Source organism: Lysinibacillus sp. Bpr_S20 (genome assembly GCF_023337835.1).
In the GTDB taxonomy this organism is placed as follows: Bacteria; Bacillota; Bacilli; order Bacillales_A; family Planococcaceae; genus Lysinibacillus.
The window spans coordinates 143,104-166,073 of record NZ_JALNLQ010000010.1; the positions used below are offsets into that span (position 1 = coordinate 143,104).

Sequence of the window (22,970 nt, forward strand, 5' to 3'; positions counted from 1 at the left end):
CAGTATCACTTTAAGCGTAGTTTTTCCCAACTCCTTGAATTTATGTGCAAGTTGTCTTTTGTTCACTGTTATTTTTTTATATACTCTCCTTTTTCGTATGAATTTTACTATAGCAAAAGGCAATTGTTCGCGTTAGTAAAATTCGAACAATTGCCTTTTTAGTCTAAAAGAGTATATGTGCAACTAATGCTGCGATTGGTAGTGAAATAATTGTACGCATTAAGAAAATAATAACTAGATCTAAAAACTTCAGTGGAATTTTTGTACCTAAAATAAGGCCACCGACTTCAGACATATAAATAAGCTGTGTCACAGAAACAACAGCAATCACAAAGCGTGTAGAATCAGCCTCAATTCCTGCTCCTAAAATGGAGGGTAAGAACATGTCAGCGAAGCCAACAACCATCGTTTGTGCTGCCTCAGCTGCTTCTGGTAAACCAAGCACAGTTAAAATTGGTTCAAACGGCTTGCCTAAAAATGCAAAAACATTCGTGAATTCAGCAAGCATTAAAGCAACCGTACCAAATGCCATAACGACTGGTGCTACACCAACCCATAAATCCAAGACATTTCTAATCCCATCTTTTAAAAATTGGCGTGGGTTACGATTGGCATGCGCAACAGCTAAAGCATTTTCTAAGCCATGGGACACCGAATTATAACCTTCAGGTAATTCCTCACGTGATAAATCTACTGGTGTACCGTCGATATAAGTATCTTCTTTGTTAGCAAGCGGGAAAATTCGTGGCATCACTACTGCTAACACAAGACCACAAAGCACAACCGTTAAGTAATATGGAATAAAATAGCGTGCTAAATCCACTGTATCTAATACTACAATACAAAATGTTATAGATACTACAGAGAAACTCGTTGCAATAATGGCAGACTCTTTCTTTGTGTAGTTCCCCATTTCATATTGCTTACTCGTCATCAGAACGCCAATTGTTCCGTCACCAACCCACGATGTAAGTGCATCAACCGATGAACGGCCAGGGCTTTTAAAGAGCGGACGCATAATTTTTACCATCATCGTTCCGAAAAATTCAAGTAATCCGAAGTTCGTTAAAAATGGTAATAGTATTCCAGCAAATAAGAAAATCGTAAATAAAAATGTAACTAAACCATCATCTGGATTCATTAATAATCCACCAGTATTTTTATTATTAATCATTGATGGTCCAAAATCAAACACTACCATTGAAGCAAATACTAAACCAATGACTCTTATAATTGTCCAAAACCAATTTACATAAAATAATGTAGATAAAATACTAGGCTCTTTTGTATGATTTCGAGGAATAAGTTTAGCAATGAGTGAACCAATTGCCGAAATCGCAAACATAATTATAGTAAAATAACTAATAACAGGCGCAACAAAACCTGCTAATAAACTTGCTAAAATAGCAATTGGAACTTTCCATCCATCTTCCGTTAAGATTGGTGTCATAAATAAAAGTACACCAATAAGAGACGGAATTATGAAGAAAAAGTATGAAGAAGTAGGATATTTTTTCATCATTTAAAGCCTCATTTCTTTTGGTTTTTTCGAAGTTTTATACATCTAGCTTGTTAGGTACTGTAAAACCACCAAGAAATGTATATCTGTATAAAATGTTTCATTCATCAATCGGGCATTTACGAGTAGTTAATGAAGGATAAAATAAAAAACATTCCTTTAAAAAGTAATAAAGGAATGCCCAAACACTACTTTTTATAATTAACATCCTCAATGCAAAATTTTATGCATTAAGTCTTTTAGAATAATCATTATCTTTCATTTTTATGAACTTAAAAAATATCGTAAACCTACAATACTTCGGTTAATTCTACAACAAAATGCATTTTTATTCAATCAAAAATTTTAATATTATTATTATTCTCTGCTAATATTATTTGCATTTCTTCTTTGCACCATTCCCTTTCAACAAAGCTCAATTTTACAGTAACTGAAGTCTAAAAGAAGTTAAAATTTGGTGAAACCCTCCATGAATCATATCTATTTTAATTGCCTAAGAGATTTAACCAGCCCTTAATAGGCATACAAATAGACCACATTGTCTTTCATCTCATATGTTAATTATGAACCACAACTTATCAAAACAGGAGGTTTTACCATGGATAGACGTATGCATCATATGCAACATATGCAACATATGCATCACCATCATCATGCAAAAGGTCCACATTGTTGTCCACCAGTTACATGTCCAACTCAATTTGAACCACCACATTGTTGTCCACCGGAGGAATTTGTACGCACTAATTACATCCATACAGTTGTACCACATGTACAGCCAGCACATGTCACAACAGTAAATAAACATATAATTGATCATCAGTATCATTTCCCTTGCACGGAGTCTGTAGTGAATGAATGTTGCGAAACTCATACACTTTGTGAAATGCCACCTGATCCTTGCCATATGCATCATCATCACCATATGGGACACCATCACCATCACATGGACCATCATCATATGGGTCATCATCATATGGGTCATCATCATATGGGCTATTAATAAATATGCGATGAGGATAAAAATACCTCATCGCATATTTACTCTATAATGTGGTTTACTATTTAACGCTCATTTCATTAGAAAAACCGAGCACCTTTTACTAGGTACTCGGTTTACTAATTTTAGTACATTTTTAAATATTGATCGCGTTCCCATTGGTGTACTGTTGTACGGTACATGTCGAACTCGATTTCTTTTGCTTCTTTAAAGTTTGCATAGATATGCTCACCTAAAGCTGCTTGAGCTACTTCATCCTTAGCAAGTAATGCTAGAGCATCATCAAGTGCTGGTGGTAAGTTTGCGATACCATTCGCTTTACGCTCTTCATCAGACATCACATAGATGTTACGGTTAATAGCAGCTGGTGGTGTTAAGCTACGGCGAATACCTTCAAGTCCAGCTTCTAAAATAACAGCCATCGCTAAATATGGATTAGCAGATGGGTCCACTGAACGTACTTCTACACGAGTTGAAAGACCACGTGCTGAAGGGATACGGATAAGTGGTGAACGGTTTTGAGCAGACCATGCTACATAACATGGTGCTTCATAACCCGGTACAAGACGTTTATAAGAGTTAACTGTTGGGTTTGTCACAGCAGTGAAGCCTTGAACGTGAGCAAGGACACCTGCCATGAATTGCATTGCTGTTTCTGAAAGACCTAGTTCAGTAGATTCATCGTAGAATGCATTCTCTTTCCCTTTGAATAATGAAACGTTGAAGTGCATACCAGAGCCAGCTTCACCGAATAATGGCTTTGGCATAAATGTAGCATGTAGACCGTGTTTACGAGCAATTGTTTTAACAACTAATTTAAACGTTTGGATATTGTCGCAAGCTGTAATTGCGTCTGCATATTTAAAGTCAATTTCGTGTTGTCCTGGAGCTACCTCATGGTGAGATGCTTCAATTTCGAAGCCCATTTCTTCTAGCTCTAATACGATATCACGACGGCAGTTTTCACCAAGATCAGTTGGTGCTAAGTCGAAGTAACCACCATGGTCATTTACTTCTAATGTCGGTTCACCTTTTGCATCTAATTTGAATAAGAAGAATTCTGGCTCAGGTCCTAAATTGAAGCTTGAGAATCCCATATCTTCCATTTTCTTAAGGATGCGTTTTAAGTTGTTTCGTGGGTCACCAGCAAATGGCTCGCCTTTAGCAGTGTATACATCACAGATGAAACGTGCTACTTTCCCTTTTTCAGAAGTCCAAGGGAACACTACGAAAGAATCTAAATCAGGATATAAATACATATCTGATTCTTCGATACGTACGAAGCCTTCAATGGATGAGCCATCAAACATCATTTTGTTTTCTAGTGCTTTGTCTAATTGGCTTACAGGAATCTCAACGTTTTTGATAGTGCCAAGAATATCTGTAAATTGTAGACGAATAAAGCTTACGTTTTTTTCTTCGATTAGACGTTTAATGTCCTCTTTAGTGTATTTACCCACAGTTTTCCACACTCCTATAAATTGTCTAGCTTTTTATCATTACCCTACTCTATTAATAAAGACATGAATAATATTGCCTTTTTATTGGATCATCACCAAAACGTGTGGTTGATTTCCGTTCCAACTGGGCGCTTTGCCGCTGACGCTTCGCTTTCGCGCAGAGCAGAGCTTCCTGGGGGCGTCCGATGAGCCGCTTGGGCCAACACGAGGTTGGTCACGAAGGCGTTATCACAGGATGTGATGCTCTTAGCCTTCGTTCCTCTATGTGCTCGCTCCAGGGTCTCATCTGTGACGCTAATCCCCAAGGAGTCGCCCAGCCTCCACTTCAATCAACTTATTTACATAGTAGACGTTTAACAAAAGTCATCCACTACTTTTGGTGATGTTGCCTTTTATTAATAGAATCGAGATAAATCCCCACGACGGATGGATGATTTTTGCATGCGTTGTGCTTGAAGCATTTCCTCACGCATAATGCGACGTAATTCTGAGTCACTTAAATTAGGTTCATCTGTTGAAACAGGTTCATTCTTTTTAGCGAACAGCTTTTTAATTTTTGCCATGTTCATGCCCTGTTCCAAGTAATCTTTAATTTCCAGCAATGTATCGACGTCATTTAATGAAAACATTCGACGGTTGCCTTCTGTTCGGTGCGGCTCAATTAAATGGTGTTCTTCATAATAACGAATCTGACGTGCCGAAAGCTCGGTCAATTGCATTACGATATTCATTGATAATAACGGCATAGTTCGTCTAATTTCACGACTCATTTAAGTCCCCTCCAATACCTGCTAATAATATAACGAATAATTCACACTGTCAACAGTTCATGTAAGGTTTCCTAACATGGAATAAAATAATTTTTTTGAAATGATGAAAAATTGTAAAAAACTAAACTTACTATTCTAGTGTGGGGTTGATTTCCGTGGCCAACACGATGTTGGTCACGAAGGCGTTATCACAGGATGTGATGCTCTTAGCCTTCGTTCCCCTAACGCTAATCCCCAAGAAGTCGCTAAGCCTCACTCCAATCAACTTATATAAATGACATTTATAAAATATCATCTTCTTTCATCCATAAGAAAAAACTATTCAAAACGGAAATTTTGAATAGTTTTTCGTTACTTATTTTTGGATTTTTTGAACAGCACTGCAAATAGCAAACTTTACGTGCTCGTATGTTAACCCGCCTTGAATAAATGCTGTAAATGGCGGACGAATAGGACCGTCTGCCGTAAGCTCAATACTTGAACCTTGGATGAATGTTCCAGCTGCCATGATGACATCATCCTCATAGCCAGGCATATACGCTGGCTCCGGTGCATAATGCGCATTAATTGGTGAATTTGCTTGAATTTCACGACAAAAAGCAATCATTTGTTCCGCAGTTTGGAAAGAAACCGATTGAATTAAATCCGTACGATTAGCATCATATCTTGGTGATGTATTCATGCCAATTTCTCCTAGCATAGCAGCTGTGAAAATAGCACCTTTTAAAGCTTGCGATACAACATGTGGGGCAAGGAAAAATCCTTGATAGAAATCACCAAGTGTATTTAATGTTGCTCCTGCTTCAGCACCAATACCTGGTGATGTCATACGATAAGCACATTTCTCTACTAAATCCGCACGACCCGCAATATAACCACCAATTTTTGCTAAGCCTCCACCAGGATTTTTAATGAGCGAGCCTGCCATTAAATCAGCCCCAACTTCTGTCGGTTCCTGCGCCTCAACAAATTCACCGTAGCAATTATCAACAAAAATAATTGCATCTGGTGCTAATTCACGGATCTTTACACACATTTCTGTAATTTGCGAAATGGTAAAGGATGGGCGTGTTGCATAGCCTTTCGAACGCTGGATAGCAATCATTTTTGTGTTTGCTGTAATGGCAGCCGCAACGCCTTTCCAATCGATCTTTTGATTATCGATTAAATCCACATGGCTATAACCGATTTTATAATCTTTTAACGAGCCAGTATCCTTGTCTCCACCATCGACGATTGATTGCAATGTATCATACGGCTGACCCGAAATATAAAGTAATTCATCACCAGGACGTAACACTCCGAATAAGCTAAGTGTGATTGCATGTGTACCAGAAATAATTTGCGGACGTACAATGGCAGCCTCCGCTCCAAAGACCTCTGCATAAACACGTTCTAAATTGTCACGCCCCTCATCATCATAGCCATAACCGTTAGATGGGTGCAGATGATAATCACTTACTTGATGCTTACGGAACGCAGCAAGCACTTTTTGTTGATTGAAGAACGCCATTTCTTCTACCTTTGCATGAAAAGGGCGTACCTTTGCTTCTATTTTAGCAGCTAATGCTAATGTCTCTTCTGTTAGATTGGTTGTAAAAGTCATACTGTTCTTCTCCATTTCACATTTGTTCAAATCTTATCTTAACAATTTGTGAGCCTGCCTGCAAAAATTGCTTTCGTTTCTGATTGCATTACTTGCAAAGTTCAAATTGCAAACTTAAACTATTTTTCTTTGTTATAATAAGTTATTTAATTAGGTGTGTTAAAAACCATTTTTTATACATCCAAATTAATTTGAAGAGGCTGATTTCTGCTACGGGCTACTCGCTTTGTCGCTGACGCTTCGCTTTCGCGCAGAGCAAAGCTTCCTGCGGGCGAGCGTCGAGTAGCCCTTCGCTACAATCAGTTAAAATGGGAATACATAATAAACCTATTTTTTCCTAATCAACACGCCCGTTATTTAATGTCGGATAATTCCAAATTATAAGGCGTTACTTTCTTTGTAATAACTCTTATATACCAAAAAGAAGTCTTTCATGATTTTTAATTACAACAACATCAATTTTTTCTGGACGAAATTGCGTACGGAGGCTTTATCTTCATTCAGTAGGTGTCCAAACACCTACTGAATGAAAACAAAATGATTTATTCAACTAAGGGGTGACAGGGTTGGCTTGGGAGGTTTTTAGTATCATTGGAACAATCGCCTTTGCTATTTCCGGGGCAATAATTGCAATGGAGGAAGAATACGATTTATTCGGTGTCTATATACTCGGTATCGTAACCGCATTCGGTGGTGGAGCTATACGAAATCTATTGATAGGGTTACCTGTAACTACACTGTGGGGGCAGGATATGATGTTTCAAATTGCCATTGCAGCCATTACAATTTTTTTCTTATTTCCGCATCGACTTATTCAACATTGGCATCGCTGGGGCAATATCACTGATGCTATTGGATTATCTGCATTTGCGATTCAAGGTGCTCTGTATGCTGTAAAGCTCGACATGCCAATTAGCGCGGTTATTGTAGCTGCTGTCTTAACAGGGTCAGGTGGTGGAATTATTCGCGATTTATTAGCTAGACGACAACCATTAGTCCTCCGTGATGAAATCTATGGTGTTTGGGCAGCACTAGCTGGGCTTATCATCGGACTTCAACTATTTTCAGGGGATCTCTTTTTATATGTATTATTTGGTGTGATCACAGTACTAAGAATACTTTCCTATATGAAGAAATGGCGATTACCGTTGCGGAGGTTGAATCGAGCATAGTTATACTGTTGCATAATAACAAGCCCAAATATCAAATTTGGGCTTGTTATTTCTTATTTATCTATCCACGGCAGCGACAATAAGCACCCGAAAATTAATAAAGTTACTTTTTCAACAACAACGTAGCTTCTTCTAAAGTAGCCATATTTTTCATCATCGAGCAAGCTGCGTCCAAAATAGGAAAGGCTAACGCTGCACCAGAGCCCTCTCCCAATCGCATATTCATTTGTAGCATCGGTTCAATTCCGAGCATTTCAGCGGCAATTTTAGCACCTGGTTCTTCTGAGGCGTGCGAAGGAATAATATAGTCTTTGACGTTTGGTTCGAGTTCGAAAGCGATAAGGGCAGCGATGGTAGAAATAAAGCCATCAATAACAACAGGTTTGCGATGTGCAGCAGCAGCAAGTATTACCCCAGCCATAGCACCTATTTCTAACCCTCCGACTTTCGCAAGAATATCTATTGCATCCTGACGATTTGGTTTGTTTAATGCAATAGCATTGTGAATGACTTCTACTTTATGCGCTATTCCCCCTGGTCCAACACCTGCGCCAAAGCCTGTTACTTCATTCGGATGACATTCGCGAAGAACCGATAATATGGCAGCACTCGGTGTTGTATTACCAATGCCCATTTCACCTGTCCCGAGTACATTGACCCCTTTTTGGATTTCTTCCGAAGCTACTTCAATTCCTACTTCAATGGATTGAATGGCTTCTTCCCTTGACATAGCAGGACCTTTTGCCATATTGTCCGTTCCGTATTTAATTTTTTTAATAATGACACCCGCATCATGTGGAATATCCTCTTTTACGCCAACATCTACTGTGACAATTTTAGCATCTGTGATTTTTGCGATAGCACAGACACCAGTTCCTCCTCTAGGGAAGTTTAATGTTTGAAAGACCGTCACATTTTGTGGATTTGAGGTCACCCCTTCATCACAAACACCATGATCTGCGGCACAAACAATCATCGCTTTATGATCAATTGCAGGAAATAGTTCGCCTGTAATTCCTGATAATTGCACAGCTAGAGTCTCCAGCTTCCCTAAACTACTAGGCGGCTTACAAAGTGCATCTATGCGTTCCCTTGCTGCCTCCATCATTTTGTGGTCAGCACTTTGAATGTTTTGAATCGTTTGTTGTAATAATTGCATGAAAATTTCCCCTTTCTTTTTTGCCCTTGTTACTCGAAGAATGATTTAGAGAAAAAAATAAAAAGCCTGTAGTTTATTCATAACAAATAAACTACAGACTTTTCCATCGTCTATATAATACGAAGCAGATAGGCAGGTCTCCTGGCTCAATTTCAACATTTCATAGAACCTTCCCAGCACGATGCTAGTGGCATTCTCTATGAAACTCTCTTTTACAGTGGTGGGACCGCTAAAGCTTTTCACTTTATTCCCTATTCTCCCGCAATGGGCACCTAATGCTTTTATGCAATTACTTTAAATCTACGGCAAAGTGTTTTTTGTGTCAATGTTTTAATTTTTCCGAAAACCTAAACATCAAAAATATTTCTAAATTTGGATATCTACAAAAGGCTTCTTGTTAGTTTACTATTGTGAAATTCGCTTTGTTTTATCTATTTCACTCAGAAATGTTGCGCCAAGTAAAAGGATAGCGCCTAATATTTGTAGGGCCGTCATTTTCTCTCCTAGAATCATCGTCGAAATTACTAATGATGTTAGTGGATCAATATAGCTTAAAATAGCTATACTTTGCCCTTTTAGATGACGCATTCCAAAAAAGAACAAATAGAAGCCTATTCCAGCATGGACAATGCCCAATGCTATAAGTAAACTAATTGATTTTATATCGATTTGAACTATTTGGAACCCATTAGTCCCAAAAAGATAAATGGCAAGAAATAACGCTGCTAAAGCAAGTTGAATAATCGTATTATTTGGCTCTTTTAATCCACGAATATACTTATTGGTGAATGTCACTATTGTATAGAAGCAAGCTGCAATAAGCCCATAGATAATACCGATATAATGTCCACTCGTTTCGGTAGTTTGACTTTGGACAATAAAAAACAGCCCTACTAGTGCAACACAAACATAAAAAATTTTTCTTACTACTATTTTCTCTTTCAAAACGATCGGTGATAAACAAATCACTAGTACTGGAGCAAAATAGTAGCTAAGAGCTGCATTTGCGATGGTTGTTTCCTTGTACGCTTGGAAAAGAAAAATCCAATTACCACATAAGGCTAAGCTCGAAAGTACTAATGGCCATTTGTTTTGCAAAACTGTAGTTTTCGTAAATCTTTCTTTTTTATAAAAGAACATCAATAGTAAAAAACAAGTGCCAATGAGACTCATCCAAAAGGCAATTTCACTTGAAGGTAACTTAATATATTTTGCAAAAACACCGACAGCGCCAAAAATAACCATTGATAAAATAAAAGATAGTTTTCCGCTCATTTCTAATTCCTACTTTCTACATGTATAAAGTCTTCGATATACAGTAGAATCTATTGAGAATTAGCAAGCATTTATCGAATGCCTAAACAGTAGATTCTACTGTAAAGACATTGCTGGGGGTGCAATCGTTCGATACATACTTATCCCTCCTTAACGGATTTAATTGTAACATATTTCTGAATATTCATGCACAAGAATATTAATGCTAGATAAGTTTGGGCGTTCATACAATGTAAGGGTAGGACAAAATCAAAAGATAGGAGAAGAGACGATGGACACAAAAGAGCTAAGAAACGCAATTGCTGAAACATGCGAAAATTATGATAGCCTATATGCTCAGCTAGTAAAACCGATAAACCAAATATTAATCAATGTAGACGCTTCTATAGGAGAAGATACGGCAAATAAAATCATTGAAAACTTAAAGTTATTTCACAGTGGCGATAAAAACATTACTGAATGTCACTTAGATGAGAGCGAAAACTTCTTAAAGGAAGGTATTGAACTTCTTAAGAAAGGAGATCTTGCGAATGGCGCATTACAAATTTACGGTGCTGGTTTAAACTTTGCTAGTTACACTTCAAAGATTCGCGGGCAAAAAAATGTTAATCCATACAAGAATTTCGAAAAAAACTTTAGCCTTATCATGAACTCACTAAAAAAATAAGAACAAGAAAAAAGAAAGAGCAACTATTGATAGGCTCTTTCTCTTTACAGTACGTCATTATTTAAATTCTAACTCTCCATCATAAGCAAGCATGCCGCCTTCAAGGTTTGTTACGTCAAAGCCTTGAGCTTCAAGGTATGCACAAGCATTTGCTGAACGACCGCCTGCCTTACAAACGATAATGTATGGCTTAGAAGCATCTAATTCATCTAATCGCTCTGGGATTGTCCCAAGTGCAATATGCTGAGCACCAGGAATCATGCCCTGTGCCACCTCTTCATCTTCACGAACATCAATAATATATAGGTCTTCGTTTGCATCTAATAGTGCTACTATTTCAGTTGTATCCATTGATTTCATTTGTGTTGTCCTCCAATATGTCGATTTCCTCTTACATTATAGCCTGTAGGCAAAAAAACAGCTAGTGTCAAGAACACTAACTGTTTTAATCTAGTTTTTTAAGGCCCTTCATCATAACGTGGGGTTGATTTCCGTTCCGACTGGGCGCTTTGTAGCTGACGCTTCGCTTTCGCTACAGAAAACATTTGCTGCTGTCGCGCAGATAAAACATTTGTAGCTGACGCTTCGCTTTCGCACAGAGCTTCCTAGGGGCGTCGCTAATCCCTAAGGAGTCGCCCAGTCTTCACTCCAATCAACTTATACACATAGTAAACGTTTTATAAAATCTGATTCCAAAACTTTTGATGATGAATGATCTATTCATCTGTCTCTAAAAAATCCACTTGCTTTCCTGGAACAAATGTTGAAATAGCGTGTTTGTAAATAAGATGTTGTTTGCTATCAGCATCTAGTAATAATACTGTAAAATTGTCATAGGATTTCACCGTTCCTTTTAATTGAAATCCATTCAACAAAAACACAGTTACAAAAACATTATTTTTACGTAGGTGGTTTAAGAATGTATCTTGCAAGTTAATTGATTTCATCAAAAATGCCTCCCTATACTCTCTTTCTACCTCTTCATTCCTATAGTAGCATGTTCTCCCAATTTGGCAATTAGTAATTTTCAGAAATTAATTAAAGTTTTTCGTCATTTTTAACAAAATAGACATCCATTTTATTACGGAAGTAAGTTAGTTGTCTTTTCGCATAACGGCGAGAATTTTGCTTTAAACTATCAACGGCTTCTTCTAATGAACATTTTCCATCAAGGTAATCATATAATTCCTTGTAGCCGATTGCTTGGATGGACTGCACGCCGCGAATATTTTGCTGCCATAAGCCCTTTACTTCTTCTAAAAGCCCTTTTTCCATCATAATATCCACGCGAAGATTAATACGATCATAGAGCTTTTCACGTGACATATTTTGCCCAAGCCCTATAATCACATGATTGTAAAGTGGAACTTCTCCACGATTTTGTGCTTCAGAAGCCTTTGAAACGCCACTAAGCTCAATCATCTCTAATGCACGTATAACACGGCGGGTATTGTTTGGATGAATTGCCTCAGCTGTTTGTGGATCAAGTTTTTTAAGCTTAGCATGCATGGCCTCTGGACCTAATTTCTCTAGCTCTTCATAATAGGCTTTCCGAGCTACCTCATCTACCTGCTCCTCCGTAAATTGAAAATCAAAGAGAACTGCCTGCACATATAAGCCTGAGCCCCCTACAATAATCGGTAGCTTTCCCCGCTCTTGAATTTCCGCAATTTTAGCTCGTACTAATTTTTGATAGTCTGCTACTGAAAAGGACTCCGTTGGCTCTTTGAAGCTTAATAAATGATGGGGGACACCCTCCATCTCTTCCTCAGTAATTTTCGCTGTACCAATATCTAAGCCTCGATAGATTTGCATGGAATCACCGTTGATGATTTCGCCATTATATTTTTTGGCTAATTCAATGCTTAATGCCGTTTTCCCAGAAGCAGTAGGCCCTACGATTGCTACGACCTCTGCCTGCTGTAATTTATCTTGTATCATATTTTTCTAACCACCGTAATAAAAGTTGATAGACTGCCTCTCGGTTATCTTCGTTTAGGATTTCATGTCGCTTATCCTCAAATAGGTAAACCGTCACATCTTGTAGACCCGCTTCTGCAAATTGTTCAGCAACAGCATACACACCTTGGCCTTGTTCTCCGACTGGATCCTTGCTACCACTTATCAATAATATCGGTAAATCTTTCTTTACTTTTGCTATCTCACTTTTACGATTTAACGACATAAAACCTGTTGTTAAATCGACAAAAAATTGATTTGTTGGGATAAAACCGCAATATGGATCATCGATATATTTTTCCACTTCATCCTCTACTGAACATAACCAATCATATGCAGTCTTCGAATTTGGAAACTGTTTATTAAAGCTACCAAAGCTCAGCTTATTTAATAACTTGCTCTCCGTCTCTTTACCGGACTGTTTGGCCAATACTTTTGCTACTAAGTTCCCCATCGTATGCAATGCTGTAACATTACCTGTTCCGCATAAAATCACATTGTCTACTTGATCACCGTACAATTGAATATACCTTCTAGTAATGAACGACCCCATACTATGTCCAAATAAAATCAAAGGTACATCAGCAAATTGTTCATGCAATATTGTTACTACTTCATGCGCATCCTTTACGACACGTTCAAACCCATTTTCTTCAGCAAAGAAACCTAGTGTGCCATTATAGGCTGCCGTTTCTCCATGCCCTCGATGATCATGCATTGTCACTGCATAGCCAGCTTCATTTAGGCTATTGGCAAATTTAACATAACGTCCACTATGCTCCGCCATACCATGCAGAATATGAATATGGCCAATACATGGCTTCGTTGGCTTTAATGTTCGAGTAAACAGAAAATGGCCATCTGACATTTCAATATAACGCATTACTTACACTCCTTCTTCCGCAAAATTTGTTGCATCTAAAATGGCTTGCTCTAATTGAGCTATATAAGTATTTCTTTGTGACTCTGTATAGTGAAAATGTTGTTGCATCACTTGAATGACCTGCTGTTTATAGCGTTTTACTGCATCAATATCAAAGTATAATAAGCCTGTTCGACGAATAAAGAAATCACTTGGTGTGTATACCATTTCCGCTTCTATGGCATAAAGTAGCATGGCATGTAAGGCTAATGGCATCGTACTTCCGTGCTCATGTAAGTATTTCACTTGGTTATATAAGGCATCAACATTTGTACCATATTTTTGTACAAGCTGTTTTGCTTCATCATAATTAAGACCATACTGAACGCCCTCTTTAGCTTTATAAGTACTATAATCAGAGAAATTGATGGCATTAATACCCTTTGCACCCGAAAGCGATAACTCACGTGTTACACATGGACTTGCGTGCTTAAATTTATGATTTTTCACAATTTTATCAACGATTGTTTCTGCCATTTGACGGTATCCCGTTAATTTACCACCAGCGATCGTCATTAGTCCACCTGGTGCCATCCATATCTCATCTTTGCGTGAAATTTCAGATGGATCCTTGCCTTTTTCAAATATAAGTGGACGCACACCTGCCCACGACGATTCAATCGTATCTCTTGATATATTTGCAGTTGGAAAGACTGTTTTTGCAGCAGCAATTAAATAATCAACATCCTCTTGGGTAGCGACAGGATGAACAGGGTCTCCCTCGTAAACTGTATCTGTTGTCCCTACATAGGCTTTACCATCACGTGGTATAGCAAAAGCCATACGCCCATCCACTATATCAAAATACACTGCCTGCCTTAATGGAAAATCCTTTTGATCAAGGACAATATGGACCCCTTTTGTCAGACGTAATTGTTTTTTATCTACTACTTTATCCTTGTGGCGGACCTCATCTACCCAAGGTCCAGTAGCATTGACGATTTGCGCAGCATGCAATTCGATTGTTTTCCCTGTAACATGATCCTTCACTTGTACCCCAACAAGCTTTTTCTTCTCATATAAAAATTCTGTCATCTCCGCATAATTTAAACAAAGCGCCCCATATTCCACAGCTTTTTTCAGCACTTCAATTGTCAAACGGGCATCATCTGTACGATATTCAACGTAATACCCTCCACCAATAAGCTCATCTCGATTGAGTAAAGGCTCTAGCTCTGCCGTTTCCTGGGCGTTTAACATTGTTCTACGTTCATGCTTTTTAACACCGGCTAATCGATCATATACCTTCAATGCCATTGATGTAGTAAATGGTCCAAGTGAGCCCTTCTTATATAATGGTAGTAACATTTTTTCAGGGGTTGTCACGTGAACAGCATTGTCATAGACAATTTCACGCTCACGCCCAACCTCAGCTACTACACTAACATCCAGCTGCTTTAAATAACGAAGTCCACCATGAATAAGCTTTGTTGAACGGCTTGATGTGCCAGCAGAAAAATCCTGCTTCTCAATCAAAGCGACTGATAATCCTCTAGATGCGGCATCTAGCGCAATACCAGCACCCGTAATGCCTCCACCAATAACTAAAACATCAAAGCTATATTGCTCTAAAAAATTTATAATTTTAGGACGATGCTCAAATGAAAACATATCTTTCTCCCCCCATTAGCTATAATTTGAAAATACGTGTAACCTCTATTGCGTATGTTAGCCTATTAACTAGCAATGACCTTAAGCATAGAAATTCTAATGTCATTTTTATAGCTCATCACCATAACGTGTGGTTGATTTCGCCTTGGCGTAATTACGTTTGGATTTTGAATTGTATCCGCACAATTCATCGCTTTAAAAATCCGTGATATCTGCCGGAGCCTTTGGGCCAACGTGATGTTGGTCACTCAGTCGTTGCAACAGGACGTGGCGTTCTTAGACTGAGTTCCTCTATTTCAATAGATGCTTGGATGCCCCACTGCAAAGCATATCCACATTCACCTCATTATTAATAAGGTAGAAGTCTCTACTGAATGAAGATAAACGGCATACATTTTTTAAAATGTCATTCACAACTTTTGATGATGAATCATTTGTATATGCTTTACCTACAAAATTCCTTTTATGCGCATGATCTATTCATTTTGCTCTTGAACCTTTGTTAGGCGTCCCAACTACATTACCCGTTTAAACATTTTTTCTACTTCATACGTTGTAAAATGAATCAGTACTGGACGTCCGTGAGGGCATGTAAACGGATTGTCGGCATTGCGCAAATCTTGCAATAACGTGTCCATTTGTTCTTTCGTTAAATAATGGTTGGCCTTTATCGACTTTTTACAGCTCATCATAATCGCTGCTGCCTCACGTAATTTTTTGACGTCTGCCTTTTTAGTTGTCAGCACCTGTTCAATCAAGTCTTCAATAATTTCCTGTTCTTCTCCTTTAGGGAACCAGCTAGGATGCTCTCTCACGACAAATGAAGCCTGTCCAAATTCCTCTAAAAACACCCCAACAGCTTCTAACTCCTGCCTATTTTCTCTTAATATAAGAGCCTCGTCAGCAGCATAGTGGAAGGTCAATGGAAGCAATAAAGTTTGGCGTTCATTTGGGTTCACCTGACCGACCTTTTCACGGAAAAATTCATATTTGATGCGCTCCTGAGCGGCATGCTGATCAATTAAATAAAAGCCATCCTCCATTTGCGCAACAATATACGTACCATGAATTTGTCCTACCACTTCGAGCGTAGGGAATGGTTCCTTTTCTGGTTCATCCTGTAGAACTTCTATTGGTTCCTCTAGCTTCACTTCTTCTGGAGGATTTACTCCCTCGGGACTATTTACTTCCATCACCGGTGTCGGTTTCCAGCTATCTTCAATGATAGTAGGGGCGGATTCAGGTTGTGGCACTATAGGATCTAATGTGTTCGATTCCTGAACTGTTTGCACATCATAAAGTTTTTCTACAATAGCATTCATTTTCTCCACACTCAGCTTTGGTGCTGGTTTCCAAATATTTAACTGCTCTGTTGCAGGTTTTGCCACCTTCTCCTTCTTCTCCATTTGAGGGACTCGAATAACATTGCGGATTTTCTCTCGTATCGTTTCCTCAATTAACTTAAGAAGTTCAGGCTCTTTACTTAAACGTACTTGATGCTTGGCAGGATGAACATTGACATCTGTTAAATAAGGGTCTCCCTCTATATAGAGCGCGACAATTGGAAAACGTTCGATGGGCAAATACGTATGATAAGCATCTACAATCGCTTTTTGCACCAAATAATGCTTCACCCAGCGACCATTTACAAATAACGACATATAGTTTTTTGAAGCACGAGTCACCTCTGGTAGAGTGACGTATCCAGAAATTTTATAATCATGTGACTCTCCATTGAACGCCATCATTTTCTTAGCATTATGCACACCGTAAATTGCAGCTAATACTTGCTGCACGTCACCACGTCCATTTGTTTGTAACAATTGCTGGCCGTTATGCAGCAATCTAAAGGCAATTTGTGGATTTCCGAGTGCAAGACGGTTCATTAGATCAATTGTATGTCCAAGCTCGGTTTGTATTGTTTTCATATATTTTAACCGCGCGGGTGTATTGAAAAATAACTGTGCGATTGTTATATCTGTTCCCTTACGCAAAGGGCCTGGTTTATGCGTAGCGACATGTCCACCCTCAAGCTCTAAATACGTTCCTGATTCTCCGTTTGATGTAATGAGTGTCATTTTAGACACAGATGCAATGGATGCTAATGCCTCACCACGGAAGCCAAGCGTACGAATTCGAAATAAATCATGTTCCTGATGAATTTTACTTGTTGCATGGCGAGAGTATGATATAAGTGCATCCTCTTCATCCATACCACTACCATTATCAATGACCTGAATTGAAGTGAGGCCCGCTTCTAGTAAAAAAACATCAATGGACGTACTCCCAGCATCAATGGCATTTTCAACAAGCTCTTTAACGACAGAGGCTGGTCTTTCAACTACTTCCCCTGCCGCGATTTTATTGGACAGCCACTCGTCCATAATTTGTATTTTTCCCATAGCGCTTCACTCCTTTATTTTTTTATGTTTAATAATTGCTGCTGTAATTCATATAAAATATTCATCGCTTGCATTGGTGAGGTACCTAGAATATTTACTTTTTCAAGATTTTTAAGTACCTCTGCCTCTGCCGGAGAAGTTTGAGAGGTTGGTTCTTCCTCTGTAAATAGTGACATTTGCATTGGCTTTTCAACAACCTCTTGTGCCACAGCTACTTCGTTTCCAGATTCGAAGTTTTCAAGTAACACTTGTGCTCTTGTTAAAATTTCCTCTGGTAATTGTGCAAGCTGCGCTACATGAATTCCGTAAGATTTATCGGCAGCCCCCTTTTTCACCTTATGCAAAAAGACAACTGTGCCATTTTTTTCAGTAGCAGATACATGTACATTTTGCAGTCGTGGTAGCTCGTTTTCGAGTGCCGTTAATTCATGATAGTGCGTTGAAAACAGTGTGTTTGCTCCGATTTTGTCATGGATGTATTCCATCATGGATTGAGCAAGACTCATGCCATCATAAGTAGATGTCCCACGGCCAATTTCATCAAAGAGCATTAAACTATTTTTTGTAGCATGCGTAATCGCGTGCTGAGATTCTAACATCTCCACCATAAATGTTGATTGTCCTGCAGCTAAATCATCCGCAGCACCGATACGTGTAAAAATCTGATCTGTAATTGGTAATCTAGCTTTTTCAGCAGGCACATAGCAGCCCATTTGTGCCATCACAACAATGAGTGCAACCTGACGCATATACGTACTTTTACCGGACATATTCGGACCTGTTATAAGCATCATATTGTTATTATCCTCAAGTACACAATCGTTTGGTACATACATTTGCTTATTAAGCATTTTCTCAACAACTGGATGACGTCCTTCGATAATTTCTAGCGAACGCCCGCCATGAAACTCAGGCTTCGTAAAACGATATTTCTCTGAAACACTCGCAAAGCTTAATAACACATCTAACTCACTAATGCTTGCCGCTAACGCTTGGACACGTGGAATAAACACCTTTAATTCATCACGTATGGACACAAATAAGTTATACTCTAACGTTAAACTTTCTTCCTCAGCATTTAAAATTAACGCTTCTTTTTCCTTAAGCTCCTGAGTAATATAACGCTCAGCATTTGCCAAAGTTTGCTTACGTTCATAGCGCGTTAAATCGGCTAAATGGATGTTAGATTTCGTAATTTCAATATAGTAGCCGAAAACTCGATTGTAGCCGATTTTTAAGTTTTTAATGCCTGTTTTTGTCCGTTCCTCTTGCTCTAGCTGTGCGATCCAATCCTTCCCATTACGAGAAGCATAGCGTAGTTCATCTAAGCGACCATCATAGCCATCACGAATGACGTCACCCTCTTTAATCGCAATTGGAGGATTGTCTGTAATCGCACGAGCCAATAGTTCCTCAACATCCGCACACGTATCAAGCGCTGCGCCTAGCTTTTGTAATGTTGCTTTATTGGAGCTAAGTAATTGTTGCTGAATGGTAGGTACTTGACGTAATGAATCGCGTAGCTGTGCTAAATCACGTCCACCTACATTACCAAAAGCTACACGCCCAGCTAAACGCTCTAAATCATATACTTGTTTTAAAGAAGCTTGGAGTTCTGTTCTTACAAAATATTCCTCCAATAAATCAGTGACAGTTGCTAGTCTCTCTTCTATCGCAGAACGTGAAGCAAGAGGTTGATGTAACCATTGCTTTAACTTTCGCCCTCCCATTGCCGTCACGGTGTCATCTAATAACCATAAAAGTGTACCCTTTTGATCGCCACCGCGAATAGATTGAATAAGCTCTAAATTACGCTTCGAGCTAGAGTCTATACGTAAATAATTTTTCATTTCATTATAAGTAAATGCTTGAATATGTGTTAATGAACGCATTTGTGTTTTATCGATATAAGCTAGCAAACGCAAGCAAGCAATTTTTAAATCATTTGGTACCGCTTCTAAATAATGTGTAGCTTTATCCGACATCATTTCATCTGTTTCAATAGAAAGGACGATACCTGCGTTTACTGCATGCTCCGCTAATAGAAGCTGTAAACTTTCTGTGACAATTAACTCACGAATACCGTAAGCCTGCATTTGCATTAATAGCGCTTTACCGTCGCCCTCCATCGAGGAGGCTACTGCTTCACCTGTAGATAAGTCTAAATAAGCGTAGCCAAATGTCGTATCGTCGAATTGTTCCGCAGCACCAATAAAATGATTGGATTTACCTTCAAGCGACTTACCTTCCATGATTGTACCCGGTGTAATAAGCTGTACGACTTCACGCTTCACTACACCCTTTGCTTGTTTCGGATCTTCTGTTTGCTCACAAATTGCAACCTTATAGCCCTTTTGCACAAGTGTTTCTATATAATTTTTTGCCGAATGATGTGGAACACCACACATTGGAATACGCTCTTTTGCTCCCGCATCCCGGCTCGTTAATGTAATTTCTAAAAGTTGAGAGGCATTTATAGCGTCCTCAAAAAACATCTCGTAAAAATCGCCTAATCTAAAAAATAAAAAGGCATCCTTGTAATCTTCTTTTACCTGCAAATACTGTTGCATCATTGGTGTATACGTTGTCATTTAAACATTTACCTCGCTCTAACAATATAGATATTTTTATTATAACAAAAGATACATGCGAAACGCTTCATTCACCTTTTAAAGATGTTAGCGCTTCGCATGTATAAAATCTTTCGTATTATCTTGGTCTTTCATCAGGAAACGATGAGGACTCTAAAGCATACCTTCCTTCACCACTTGAACTAGACGATGAGCTGGAACTAGAGCTAGATGAAGACGAGGATGAGCTCTCATCATCAAAGTTCCATTCTTCTTCGAAATCTAGTGGATGTACACTAATACAAATCGTCGTTTCTCCCATTACCTCTACAATGACTTCGCGTTCTACAACGATTTCAAATTTCGTTCCACATGGAGAGATGATTGCCTCTATGCAGTTAGGCTCTTGAATAACGCGTACACGAACATCATCACCAACACTCACTTCACCGTCTCTAAAAGAAAGCTTCACTTTGTCTTTATAGTGAACCGTTTCAGAAAACACTGCTGTTTTCGAATGATTACTATAGGCATACCATACATTGACATCAAATTTCCCTGATACTTCTACAAATTTACCGACTTTTTTTGCGGAGCAAGTATGATTGATCACCCAGCAACCGAGAATACTCGTCGGCTTATTTGATGGACTTAATGTTACTCGTTCTTCCGTTCTCTTCTTCCCTTTGGCAACTACTGCTCTCGTCACGATTTGTCGTAAACGTTTCAGCGCAATTCCTCCTTCGACTCTTTTCACTCCATCATATGCAGGTAGCGCCTATTGGGTGAACATATATTTTTATAGAATCGAATTGCGGATTTTCATATGATCATAAAAATAGCTCGAATGAAATCATTCATTCGAGCTATTCCTTCTATTATTTTTAAGAGCAGCTGCCTGGGTTTCTATTTGCTACTTGTGAGCCAGTTTCACCATAAAGTAAATCCCCACCAGTTGAGCGAACAATCTCATTTGTTACATTGTTAGCAATTGTATTCGACACTAATTGCAATAAATCATTGACATCACCTTGAGATTCTTTAAATTGTTGAACCACTGGGATTGCGTTGATTTCTTCTTCGATTTTTTCGATTTTGTCTTCAATTAATTTAAGCGCTTTTTCTTTTCCCAAGTGTTGGAAGTTAACAGCTTGTTTTTGTAGGCTTTTTAGACTTGCAATACGTTCACGTACTAGTTGGTTTTCATTAATTTGTGCTTCTGCTTTTTTGAAAAATTCAACTTCTGGCGTATTGGCAATCATATGCGCAATTTCGTGTGACTTCTTGATTAAATCATCTTTTGTATATAATACTTGTGACATTTACGCTTCCACCTTTTCATTTTTTACTACTTCTACGAACTCACCACTAAGTGAATACGAAGTAGCTTCAACTATTTTTACCTTCACTAATTGACCAATTAGATCTGCTGGCGCTTTGAAGTTTACAAGACGATTTTTACGCGTATATCCAGCTAACACATCTTCGCGTTTTTTACTTGTACCTTCAACTAAGACTTCTACTACTTCACCCTTCATGCCTTCTAATGCTTTGCGAGAGTATTCCCCTACAACCTGATTTAATCGGTGAAGACGTTCTTTTTTCACTTCTTCAGGTACATTATCCACCATTTTGGCAGCAGGTGTACCCTCACGAGGAGAATAAATATAAGTAAAGGCCATTTCAAAGCCGACTTCTCGGTACAAGGATAATGTCTCCTCAAATTGCTCCTCTGTTTCGTTAGGATAACCTACGATAATATCAGTTGTTAGCGTTACTTCCGGAATAGCCGCTTTAATTTTTGCTACTAATCCAAGGAAATGCTCACGTGTATACTTACGCGCCATAATTTTCAGCACGTCATTTGAACCAGATTGAACTGGTAAATGAATATGTTCTACTAAGTTACCACGTTTTGCAAGAACCTCGATTAAATGATCATCGAAGTCGCGTGGATGACTCGTTGTAAAACGAATACGTGGGATATCAATTTTACGTAATTCATCCATCAAATCACCAAGTCGATATTCAATATCCTCAAAATCTTTGCCGTAAGCGTTGACATTTTGTCCTAGTAGCATAATTTCTTTATAGCCCGCAGCCGCTAGCTCACGAACTTCAGCAATGATTTCCTCTGGACGGCGACTACGCTCCTTACCACGCGTATAAGGGACAATACAATACGTACAGAATTTATCACAACCGTACATAATATTTACCCAAGCTTTGATGGAGCCAAGACGTTTTTTCGGCAGATTCTCAATAACATCGCCTTCTTTAGACCAAACCTCAATGACCATTTCCTTAGACATATAGGCTTCCTTTAAAATGTTCGGTAAACGGTGAATATTATGTGTTCCAAACACCATGTCAACATGCGGATAACTTCTTAAAATTTTATTGACCACGGATTCTTCCTGTGACATACAGCCACAAACCCCGATCAGCATTTCTGGATTTTTACGTTTATATTTAAGAAGGAAGCCCAGTTCCCCAAATACTTTATTTTCTGCATTTTCACGAATAGCACAAGTATTCAGTAGCACGACGTCAGCTTCATCAATAATATCTGTAGGCGTGTACCCTAGCTGCATAAAAATCCCAGCCATCACTTCCGTATCATGCTCGTTCATTTGGCAGCCGTACGTACGAATATAAAAAGTACGCCCCGTCCCCATACCAGCAAACTCTTCAGCAATGTTAAAGTCCTTATGGTACTTAACTTCTTCTTTCCCACGTTTTTTAGCATCTTTTAATGAAGGTGCTGTAAAAACCGTTTCAAAATATTTACTATAATCCTTTTCAGGCTTGTCTTCTTTTTTTGGTTGATTGACTTGTTGATTAGCTAAGCGTTGTTCCTCATTCATCGCAATCAGGT

Annotated in this window: 20 protein-coding genes and 1 riboswitch; of the genes, 4 read left to right on the plus strand and 16 right to left on the minus strand. The window is 38.6% G+C overall.

Features of this window, described 5'->3' with window-relative positions; translation table 11 throughout:
• Window positions 1-163 precede the first annotated feature (163 nt).
• On the minus strand, window positions 164-1,519 hold the full coding sequence (locus MWJ95_RS20355) for a YjiH family protein (protein ID WP_249107121.1): 1,356 nt from the start codon (window positions 1,517-1,519) through the stop codon (window positions 164-166).
• Window positions 1,520-2,117: 598 nt separating this feature from the next.
• Here MWJ95_RS20355 and MWJ95_RS20360 point away from each other — a divergent pair.
• Window positions 2,118-2,522: a CotD family spore coat protein gene (locus MWJ95_RS20360; RefSeq protein WP_349294160.1), complete on the plus strand. Its 405-nt coding sequence runs from the start codon at window positions 2,118-2,120 to the stop codon at window positions 2,520-2,522.
• A gap of 122 nt (window positions 2,523-2,644) precedes the next feature.
• Here the strand turns inward: MWJ95_RS20360 and glnA are convergent, their stop codons facing one another.
• Window positions 2,645-3,979, minus strand: a complete 1,335-nt coding sequence (gene glnA / locus MWJ95_RS20365; RefSeq protein ID WP_249075681.1) for a type I glutamate--ammonia ligase — start codon at window positions 3,977-3,979, stop codon at window positions 2,645-2,647.
• 185 nt (window positions 3,980-4,164) lie between these two features.
• Between glnA and MWJ95_RS20370 the strand changes: the two genes are divergently transcribed.
• Window positions 4,165-4,362, plus strand: coding sequence for a hypothetical protein (locus MWJ95_RS20370; protein WP_249107113.1), 198 nt, complete (start codon window positions 4,165-4,167; stop codon window positions 4,360-4,362).
• A 12-nt stretch (window positions 4,363-4,374) separates the two neighbouring features.
• On the opposite strand, the gene MWJ95_RS20375 is transcribed toward MWJ95_RS20370, so the two are convergent.
• Entirely contained in the window at window positions 4,375-4,749 is a 375-nt protein-coding gene (locus MWJ95_RS20375; RefSeq protein WP_249075680.1) for a MerR family transcriptional regulator, read from the minus strand.
• Window positions 4,750-5,104: 355 nt separating this feature from the next.
• Complete coding sequence (locus tag MWJ95_RS20380) at window positions 5,105-6,355, minus strand: methionine gamma-lyase family protein (protein WP_249075679.1); 1,251 nt, start codon at window positions 6,353-6,355, stop codon at window positions 5,105-5,107.
• Window positions 6,356-6,921: 566 nt separating this feature from the next.
• Here MWJ95_RS20380 and MWJ95_RS20385 point away from each other — a divergent pair.
• Window positions 6,922-7,527, plus strand: coding sequence for a trimeric intracellular cation channel family protein (locus tag MWJ95_RS20385; RefSeq protein WP_249075678.1), 606 nt, complete (start codon window positions 6,922-6,924; stop codon window positions 7,525-7,527).
• A gap of 103 nt (window positions 7,528-7,630) precedes the next feature.
• Here the strand turns inward: MWJ95_RS20385 and cobT are convergent, their stop codons facing one another.
• Both cobT and MWJ95_RS20395 read right to left on the minus strand, forming a co-directional pair.
• Window positions 7,631-8,686, minus strand: coding sequence for a nicotinate-nucleotide--dimethylbenzimidazole phosphoribosyltransferase (gene cobT, locus MWJ95_RS20390; protein WP_249075677.1), 1,056 nt, complete (start codon window positions 8,684-8,686; stop codon window positions 7,631-7,633).
• A 114-nt stretch (window positions 8,687-8,800) separates the two neighbouring features.
• A riboswitch (cobalamin riboswitch) is annotated at window positions 8,801-8,977 on the minus strand.
• Window positions 8,978-9,091: 114 nt separating this feature from the next.
• On the minus strand, window positions 9,092-9,961 hold the full coding sequence (locus tag MWJ95_RS20395; RefSeq protein WP_249107114.1) for a DMT family transporter: 870 nt from the start codon (window positions 9,959-9,961) through the stop codon (window positions 9,092-9,094).
• Between the two features lie 271 nt (window positions 9,962-10,232).
• Here MWJ95_RS20395 and MWJ95_RS20400 point away from each other — a divergent pair, with 271 nt between their 5' ends.
• On the plus strand, window positions 10,233-10,628 hold the full coding sequence (locus MWJ95_RS20400) for a PaREP1 family protein (protein ID WP_249075675.1): 396 nt from the start codon (window positions 10,233-10,235) through the stop codon (window positions 10,626-10,628).
• Window positions 10,629-10,685: 57 nt separating this feature from the next.
• On the opposite strand, the gene MWJ95_RS20405 is transcribed toward MWJ95_RS20400, so the two are convergent.
• The 10 genes from MWJ95_RS20405 to miaB form a co-directional block, all read right to left on the minus strand.
• Window positions 10,686-10,988 carry a rhodanese-like domain-containing protein gene (locus tag MWJ95_RS20405; protein WP_249075674.1) on the minus strand — a complete coding sequence of 101 codons (303 nt, stop codon included), beginning with the start codon at window positions 10,986-10,988 and terminating at the stop codon, window positions 10,686-10,688.
• A 356-nt stretch (window positions 10,989-11,344) separates the two neighbouring features.
• Window positions 11,345-11,575 carry an RNA chaperone Hfq gene (gene hfq / locus MWJ95_RS20410; RefSeq protein WP_249075673.1) on the minus strand — a complete coding sequence of 77 codons (231 nt, stop codon included), beginning with the start codon at window positions 11,573-11,575 and terminating at the stop codon, window positions 11,345-11,347.
• Between the two features lie 91 nt (window positions 11,576-11,666).
• Complete coding sequence (gene miaA, locus MWJ95_RS20415) at window positions 11,667-12,569, minus strand: tRNA (adenosine(37)-N6)-dimethylallyltransferase MiaA (RefSeq protein ID WP_249075672.1); 903 nt, start codon at window positions 12,567-12,569, stop codon at window positions 11,667-11,669.
• On the minus strand, window positions 12,556-13,470 hold the full coding sequence (locus MWJ95_RS20420) for an alpha/beta fold hydrolase (RefSeq protein WP_249075671.1): 915 nt from the start codon (window positions 13,468-13,470) through the stop codon (window positions 12,556-12,558). Before MWJ95_RS20420 ends, miaA begins: the two co-directional genes overlap by 14 nt.
• Window positions 13,471-13,473: 3 nt before the next feature.
• Entirely contained in the window at window positions 13,474-15,120 is a 1,647-nt protein-coding gene (locus MWJ95_RS20425; protein ID WP_249107115.1) for a glycerol-3-phosphate dehydrogenase/oxidase, read from the minus strand.
• A 515-nt stretch (window positions 15,121-15,635) separates the two neighbouring features.
• Window positions 15,636-17,522, minus strand: coding sequence for a DNA mismatch repair endonuclease MutL (gene mutL, locus MWJ95_RS20430; RefSeq protein ID WP_249107116.1), 1,887 nt, complete (start codon window positions 17,520-17,522; stop codon window positions 15,636-15,638).
• A gap of 14 nt (window positions 17,523-17,536) precedes the next feature.
• Window positions 17,537-20,113: a DNA mismatch repair protein MutS gene (gene mutS / locus MWJ95_RS20435; RefSeq protein ID WP_249107117.1), complete on the minus strand. Its 2,577-nt coding sequence runs from the start codon at window positions 20,111-20,113 to the stop codon at window positions 17,537-17,539.
• 118 nt (window positions 20,114-20,231) lie between these two features.
• Window positions 20,232-20,849, minus strand: coding sequence for an outer spore coat protein CotE (gene cotE / locus MWJ95_RS20440; protein ID WP_249075667.1), 618 nt, complete (start codon window positions 20,847-20,849; stop codon window positions 20,232-20,234).
• Window positions 20,850-20,976: 127 nt separating this feature from the next.
• Window positions 20,977-21,414: a YlbF/YmcA family competence regulator gene (locus MWJ95_RS20445; protein ID WP_249075666.1), complete on the minus strand. Its 438-nt coding sequence runs from the start codon at window positions 21,412-21,414 to the stop codon at window positions 20,977-20,979.
• Window positions 21,415-22,959, minus strand: coding sequence for a tRNA (N6-isopentenyl adenosine(37)-C2)-methylthiotransferase MiaB (miaB, locus tag MWJ95_RS20450; protein ID WP_249107118.1), 1,545 nt, complete (start codon window positions 22,957-22,959; stop codon window positions 21,415-21,417).
• Between the last annotated feature and the right edge of the window lie 11 nt (window positions 22,960-22,970).

What these genes read in the sequence shown, in the direction of transcription:
- MWJ95_RS20355 (WP_249107121.1), bottom strand. Translation starts at nt 1,519, where the DNA reads ATGAAAAAATATCCTACTTCTTCATACTTTTTCTTCATAATTCCGTCT.
- MWJ95_RS20360 (WP_349294160.1), top strand. Translation starts at nt 2,118, where the DNA reads ATGGATAGACGTATGCATCATATGCAACATATGCAACATATGCATCAC.
- MWJ95_RS20370 (WP_249107113.1), top strand. Translation starts at nt 4,165, where the DNA reads ATGAGCCGCTTGGGCCAACACGAGGTTGGTCACGAAGGCGTTATCACA.
- MWJ95_RS20375 (WP_249075680.1), bottom strand. Translation starts at nt 4,749, where the DNA reads ATGAGTCGTGAAATTAGACGAACTATGCCGTTATTATCAATGAATATC.
- MWJ95_RS20380 (WP_249075679.1), bottom strand. Translation starts at nt 6,355, where the DNA reads ATGACTTTTACAACCAATCTAACAGAAGAGACATTAGCATTAGCTGCT.
- cobT (WP_249075677.1), bottom strand. Translation starts at nt 8,686, where the DNA reads ATGCAATTATTACAACAAACGATTCAAAACATTCAAAGTGCTGACCAC.
- MWJ95_RS20395 (WP_249107114.1), bottom strand. Translation starts at nt 9,961, where the DNA reads ATGAGCGGAAAACTATCTTTTATTTTATCAATGGTTATTTTTGGCGCT.
- MWJ95_RS20400 (WP_249075675.1), top strand. Translation starts at nt 10,233, where the DNA reads ATGGACACAAAAGAGCTAAGAAACGCAATTGCTGAAACATGCGAAAAT.
- MWJ95_RS20405 (WP_249075674.1), bottom strand. Translation starts at nt 10,988, where the DNA reads ATGAAATCAATGGATACAACTGAAATAGTAGCACTATTAGATGCAAAC.
- hfq (WP_249075673.1), bottom strand. Translation starts at nt 11,575, where the DNA reads ATGAAATCAATTAACTTGCAAGATACATTCTTAAACCACCTACGTAAA.
- miaA (WP_249075672.1), bottom strand. Translation starts at nt 12,569, where the DNA reads ATGATACAAGATAAATTACAGCAGGCAGAGGTCGTAGCAATCGTAGGG.
- MWJ95_RS20420 (WP_249075671.1), bottom strand. Translation starts at nt 13,470, where the DNA reads ATGCGTTATATTGAAATGTCAGATGGCCATTTTCTGTTTACTCGAACA.
- MWJ95_RS20425 (WP_249107115.1), bottom strand. Translation starts at nt 15,120, where the DNA reads ATGTTTTCATTTGAGCATCGTCCTAAAATTATAAATTTTTTAGAGCAA.
- mutL (WP_249107116.1), bottom strand. Translation starts at nt 17,522, where the DNA reads ATGGGAAAAATACAAATTATGGACGAGTGGCTGTCCAATAAAATCGCG.
- mutS (WP_249107117.1), bottom strand. Translation starts at nt 20,113, where the DNA reads ATGACAACGTATACACCAATGATGCAACAGTATTTGCAGGTAAAAGAA.
- MWJ95_RS20445 (WP_249075666.1), bottom strand. Translation starts at nt 21,414, where the DNA reads ATGTCACAAGTATTATATACAAAAGATGATTTAATCAAGAAGTCACAC.
- miaB (WP_249107118.1), bottom strand. Translation starts at nt 22,959, where the DNA reads ATGAATGAGGAACAACGCTTAGCTAATCAACAAGTCAATCAACCAAAA.